Origin of the sequence: Schlesneria sp., assembly GCF_036405755.1 — a bacterium.
Classification (GTDB): Bacteria; Planctomycetota; Planctomycetia; order Planctomycetales; family Planctomycetaceae; genus Schlesneria; species Schlesneria sphaerica.
Genome location: NZ_DASWWZ010000406.1, coordinates 1 through 6,018, shown reverse-complemented (window position 1 = coordinate 6,018; position 6,018 = coordinate 1). Strand labels below are relative to the sequence as shown.

Here is a 6,018-nt window from a genome sequence, read left to right as displayed (position 1 = left end):
CATCAATCGGTCAAATCATGTTCCTGACAAAAATTAACCCATACCACCAAGTGTCAGTCCTCCATCGACTTTCAACACCTGGCCTGTGATGTAGCTGGATTCTTCGCTCGCCAGAAACAACACCGCGTTGGCAATATCTTCTGGCTTCCCCAATCGCTTGACGGGAATGGAGTTCTTTACTTTGTCTCCTGCAGCATTCACAACCGCGACTGTCATGTCCGTCTCGATGAATCCGGGAGCAACACAGTTCACTGTGATGCCCCGCTTGGCGTACTCGGTGGCGAGACAACGGGAAAATCCTTCGATCCCCGCCTTGCTCGCCGCATAGTTGGCCTGGCCGGGATTGGAAAAGTCAGCGGCGACGCTCGACATATTCACAATTCGACCAAACCTGTTACTCATCATCGGACGTATTGCTGCCTGACAAAAATTAAAGACACTCGACAGATTCGTATTGATGACTTCATGCCATTCTTCGGGAGACATCGCGAGCACCAGTTTGTCGCGAATAATGCCCGCATTGTTGACGAGGATGTCCAGTCGCCCCCATTTTGACACCACATTCTCAATGGCGGCGTCCGCTTCGGATTTTTGCGAGACATCAGCCTTAATCGCGTACACTTCATGACCTTGCGACGTCAGCTCGGTCACGATCTGGTCAGCGGCCTCCTGGTTGGACTGATAGACGAAAGCCACTTTCGCGCCGGCTTTGGCGAGTGCGAAGACGATTGCTTTTCCGATCCCGCGACTTCCACCAGTAACGAGTGCGACACGTTCAGAGACATTCATCGTAGTAGATCCTCAAAAATCGCCGTATCTTGCCGACCAGCGTCAGATACGTCTCAGTTCCATTGCGAATTTATCCGGCGCCGCGAAAACGCGTCAGGCTTGCGGGGGTGTCCAGATCTGTTGAAATATGTCCCGGTAAGTTTGAATTCGAAGCGCATCAGAGTCTGCCAGTGATGGATTTTGATCACGCAGATTAAATGCTTCGAGGGTGAGCTTCGCGGAGACCGCCGAATCACCGTTCACCGTTCCGGACCCGTTAAACTCCCAGGTTGTGCCTGCCTGCTTGCGGACCGCCATCTTCACGATCAACGTGTTCCCCGGGGTCACAAAGTTATTGTAACGGATGGCACGCACTTCCTTCAGCATGACGGTGCTGTAAGCAAAATTGTCCGCGTGCCTCATCAGCCAGCCGCCAGCCTGAATCAGCGTCTCCAGCATCAGCACGCCTGGCATGACGGGAAACCCTGGAAAGTGATCCGCCAGGTATTCCTCGGCCAAGGACAGGTTCTTGAGTGCCGTGATGGACTTCTGCGGTTCCAACTCCGTAATGCGGTCAATCAGCAAAAATCGCATTCAACTACGTCCATTTCCGCACCGCTGCACTGATCGTGAACTCAGGCAACGCGTGCTACTGCAGGTCGGGTTTGCAAGAATCCTACTCACACACGAGCGACCATAAATAGTTCATTCTATAGTGTGTCGAGAATACCACACAACCCCGGAACTCTCTTCACGCTGCTCGTGGGTGTAAGCCTTTTTGGAATAATCGGTTATGAGTGACGAAGCTGGTCGATCCGCGGGAAAATCCCCCTCGTTCACCCCCCAACAAAGTGATGCCATTCACCGCCGCGGGGTTTCCATTGCCCTTTCCGCGGGGGCCGGATGCGGTAAGACATTCGTGCTGACACAGCGTTTTCTGGCAGGGCTGCAGCCTGCGGGGACCAGTGCCGAATCGCCCATCGATCTGCATCAACTGGTGGCCATCACCTTCACCGATCGCGCCGCTCGCGAAATGCGAAACCGGATTCGTGCGGCCTGTCATCACCAATTGCAAACCTGCACGGCCGATCACGTTGACCATTGGCTGGAAATTTTGCGAGGGCTGGACGGGGCACGCATCAGCACGATTCACTCGTTCTGCACCAGTCTCTTGCGGTCGCAAGCCGTCGAAGCGGGACTCGATCCGCAGTTCACTGTCCTCGAACCGGCCCTGGCCGACACGCTGCTGAGACGCGTCGCCCGGGATACCCTCCACCGACTGCTGGAGCAGGGGGACGAGGATGCCGTTGCGTTCACCGTTCAGTTCGGTCTCGAACGGGTTCGAGAGCATCTGCGAGCTTTCACCCTGCAGCGTTTTCAGATGGACTTTGCGGCTTTCGGCGATGTCACGCCCGTTTCACTGGCGGCCCAGTGGTTGCAGAAGTGGCACACAGAATTCGTGCCGCGTCTTGTTAAAGAGTTCCGAACGGCTCCTCTCGTGCAGACGGTGCTTGGGGCGATATCGGGGTCTCCTTCGAAGCACCCCACGATGATTGAACGGATCAACTATCTCTGGACCGTCCTGCAACCTGACACCCCCTGGGCCAATATCGAAGAAACACTTGATCAGATTCGAGTCAATTGCCGCGTCCAGGGAGGGGGCGGAAAAAAGGACTGGGTCTCCGACGAGCGGCAGGAAGAGGCCAAGTTGGCATTGAAAGAGATGCGAGAGGCCGCCGTTGATTTGCTGGATGAGCTTAAGTTTGACCCGCAGCACGTCGCCATCTCTGCAGAACTGGCCTGCCGTGCCGTCCGTCTGACCCAACTGACCGCCGCCGAATATGCCGCTGCCAAACGGGCTCAGGGTGTGCTCGACTTCGACGACCTGCTGCTGCATGCACGGGATCTGCTTCGGGATCACGAAGCTGTGCGCCAGCGAGTTGCTTCCAGCATTCGGCTGTTGATGGTCGATGAGTTTCAAGACACCGATCCCGTTCAGGCAGACGTCGTTCGCAGCCTGTGCGGTGCCGCGTTGACCGCCGGTAAGCTGTTCATGGTCGGTGACCGGAAGCAGTCGATCTATCGCTTCCGCCGAGCCGACCCGACCGTCTTCACGTCGATGAGTGCCGAGCTCCCCCCGCACGGGCGGTTGCCCCTCAATGTGAACTTTCGCAGTCAGCCTGCGGTGCTGAATTTCGTGAATCACCTCTTTTCTGCGGCACTGGAGGAGTACGAGCCGCTCGACCCGTTCCAGAAGGTCCAGCATTCGCCGACACCAGCAGTCGAGTTTCTCTTCGCCTGGTACGATGTCGTCGAGGCCCGTCAGGAGGACGAGGAAACGGGTGCCAGCGAAGCGTTGTCGGCAGAGGAGGACGAGGAGACTCGCGCCAACGCGCCCCAGTTGCGAAGACGGGAAGCAGACTGGATCGCGCGGCGAATCTTTGCATTGCTGGACGACCCCACGCCGCGGATTCGAAGTCATGCCAGGGACGCACAGGGGAATCCGATTCTGCGCCGGACTGAACCGGGTGATATCGTCATCCTGTTTCGCGCCCTGTCGAACGTTCAGGACTACGAAGCGGCTCTCCGTCGTTATGGACTCGAATACTACCTCGTCGGCGGCAAGGCGTTTTTCGCGCAGCAGGAAGTCTTCGACCTGTTGAATCTGTGTCGTTATCTCGATGATCCTGATGATCTGATCGGGCTGGTCGGCGTGCTCCGGTCGCCGTTCTTCAATCTGAGCGACGACGCGATCCAGGCACTGGCCACCAGTTCGGACTCCGGGGCGAAAGGGGCAGAGGAGGTTGCTGCCGCCTCGCAACAGCTTGCCGCAGAGGGAGCAGGGCAGGGGCCAGGTCACGCTTCCCCATCCCGAAACAAACCTTCGCTACACCACGCACTGCAGCAGGAACCACCGGCATTTCTCCCCGACGATCAAAAGTCCCGCATTCGGTTCGCAAACGAAGTTCTGAGTAATCTTCGCAATCTGAAGGATCGAATTCCGCTTGCCGATTTGCTGAATCAGGGGGTTGAGCGGACCGGTTACGACGCGTCTCTGCTGGCCGAGTTTCTGGGGGAACGTAAACTCGCCAATCTGCGAAAGCTGATCGACATGGCGCGGCAGTTCGATCGCGGCAACGCTTACACCCTCAAGGATTTCGTCACCCGTCTGCAGACTTCGGTGCTGGAAGAATCGAGTGAGGAGTTTGCCACCACGCAGCCCGAGTCGGGAGATGTCATTCGGCTGATGTCGATCCATCAATCCAAGGGGCTGGAGTTTCCCGTGGTGATCGTGGCCGACATCGATCGGAAGGGGCCACCGCGAGGTGGCTCAGCCATCCTGCATCCCGAGCTGGGGCCACTGATCAAGCAGCCGGAACAATTCGGACGTCAGGTCGATAACCTCGGCCTGAAGATGTACAAGCTGGACGAAGATGAAGCGGATGCGGCGGAGACGATTCGCCTGTTTTATGTCGCCTGCACGCGAGCGGCCGACTACCTGATTCTGTCCGCCGGAATCGAGCCTGAGAAGCCCGCTCAATCCCCTTGGCGAATCCTGCTTGAGTCCCGGTTTGATGTCAGTACCGGCCTGCTGAAAATGGATCCCCTGCTGGGGACTTCGGAGTTTGGGACCGGAGGACGCGACACCGTTCCGGAAGTCTTCATTCATCGTGAAGCGTGTCAGGTGCCTCGCTTCCATCTGCATCACGAAAAGCACATCGCCGTCGGAGAAATTCCCGGACGTGTCCTGAACGCAGAGCCCGGCGAGTTCCCCGTCACCTCCCGCGTGTACGGACCGGATCGGAACGATCTGGCCGTTCTCAGCGTGTCACGTCTCGAGGAGATCGACGCGACGCTACGGGCACCTCACCAGACCACGCCGCATCCGGGGCAGGAAAGGGGGCAGGAACGGGAACGGGAACGGGGACAGGATGCCGAATCGTTCATGGATCCCGATCAGGCGACGGCTCTGGGAACGCTGGTTCACGCGGTGCTGGAAGTGGCCCAATTTGACGAGCCAGACGGCTGGGAAGAATTGCTCACCCAAGCCGTGCAGCGGAGCCCCGATGCGATCCCACAAAGAGTTGTTCGTCAGGCCGAGATGATGCTGACGAAATTTTTCAGTTCACCGCTGGCGCAGGAACTCGCCGGGTACAAATCGACGCAGCGTGAAGTTGAATTCTTCCTCCCCTGGCCGTCGAACCCGAAGGAGGGCAGGCTCAAGGGGGGCAAGCCCGAGGAGGTCTGGCCCGAGGCTGCGGAGGCGGGTACGCGACCTGTTCCGCGACCCGATCCGATGATTGCAGGGGTCATCGATCTGCTGATTCAAACCGAACAGGGCTGGCACGTCATCGACTACAAGACAGGAGAATTTCCGCTCGAGACCCCAGTCGAACAACTGCTGGCCCCGTACGAAATCCAGATGGGTCTGTACGCCTACGCCGTGCAGCAATGGTTCGGAGTACGACCGCACGAAGTGTCACTCGTCGTATTCCGACCCCAAGTTCGCCGAATCACCCTCGAATGGTCCGACACCCGCTGGGCCAAGGTCCAGCAGCGCGTCAGCAACGCGTTCAACTCCCTCAGAACAACACCCCAGAACAACCTGCCGCCCCACTTCGAGGCTCGTTAGCACAGTAGTCCATCGGCACGGTAGGCAGTATTTCATCAGCCCAGTAGAGGGTTCAGGCAATCAAGGCTGGCTCAACCCAAGTAGCCCTGTCGTTCCGCGACAGGAAAGCCAAAGTACGCCTAGAAGTAGTTTCAAAACCCGATAGGTAATTACTGTTGCATCTGGCTTTTCACGCAGAATTCAATCGGCAAGTTTTGCAGACGAGGGTTTTGAAACTGCTTCTAGCCTGGAAGACTTCACCTGCCGGACAAATGCGTTTCGTGCATGCCATCAAAAAGTCTAACAACTTGCGACGCCACTAAATGAGACCTGCCCCCGTCTCCTTTCCCCATCTATCCGGGGTTACCACCAAGTCCGTTCAAGTAGCATCATTTTGCTGTCTGGGTCGACCCACAGATTCGATGAGTAGCCTTGCCCAAAACTTTCAGGGAAAACATAAAGAGTCTTAGCATTCTTTAAAGGAAACCATGAAGGTTTCGGCGTCAGATTATTCGCACGCGACTCTGATTCCTTGTCAAGCGAGCTTTGAATCAAACCAAATGTATTTACGACTAGTTCTAGGTCTGTATCAGACTCATAAGACATTAGGGCAAGGTAAATAGGGTCGTGCCCAGGAT

General features: G+C 56.9%; 4 protein-coding genes. 1 reads left to right on the top strand and 3 read right to left on the bottom strand.

The features are described from left to right. Positions 1-33: 33 nt before the first annotated feature. Both fabG and VGE80_RS13975 read right to left on the bottom strand, forming a co-directional pair. On the bottom strand, positions 34-789 hold the full coding sequence (gene fabG / locus VGE80_RS13980) for a 3-oxoacyl-[acyl-carrier-protein] reductase (RefSeq protein ID WP_373653589.1): 756 nt from the start codon (positions 787-789) through the stop codon (positions 34-36). Positions 790-882: 93 nt separating this feature from the next. Beyond that, complete coding sequence (locus VGE80_RS13975) at positions 883-1,362, bottom strand: 3-hydroxyacyl-ACP dehydratase FabZ family protein (protein ID WP_373653588.1); 480 nt, start codon at positions 1,360-1,362, stop codon at positions 883-885. Between the two features lie 199 nt (positions 1,363-1,561). Here VGE80_RS13975 and VGE80_RS13970 point away from each other — a divergent pair, with 199 nt between their 5' ends. Further along, positions 1,562-5,401 (top strand): UvrD-helicase domain-containing protein, encoded by a 3,840-nt coding sequence (locus tag VGE80_RS13970; protein ID WP_440593098.1) that lies wholly within the window; start codon positions 1,562-1,564, stop codon positions 5,399-5,401. Between the two features lie 342 nt (positions 5,402-5,743). On the opposite strand, the gene VGE80_RS13965 is transcribed toward VGE80_RS13970, so the two are convergent. Next, a partial coding sequence (locus VGE80_RS13965) for a hypothetical protein (RefSeq protein WP_440593097.1) occupies positions 5,744-6,018 on the bottom strand: 275 nt, incomplete at its 5' end.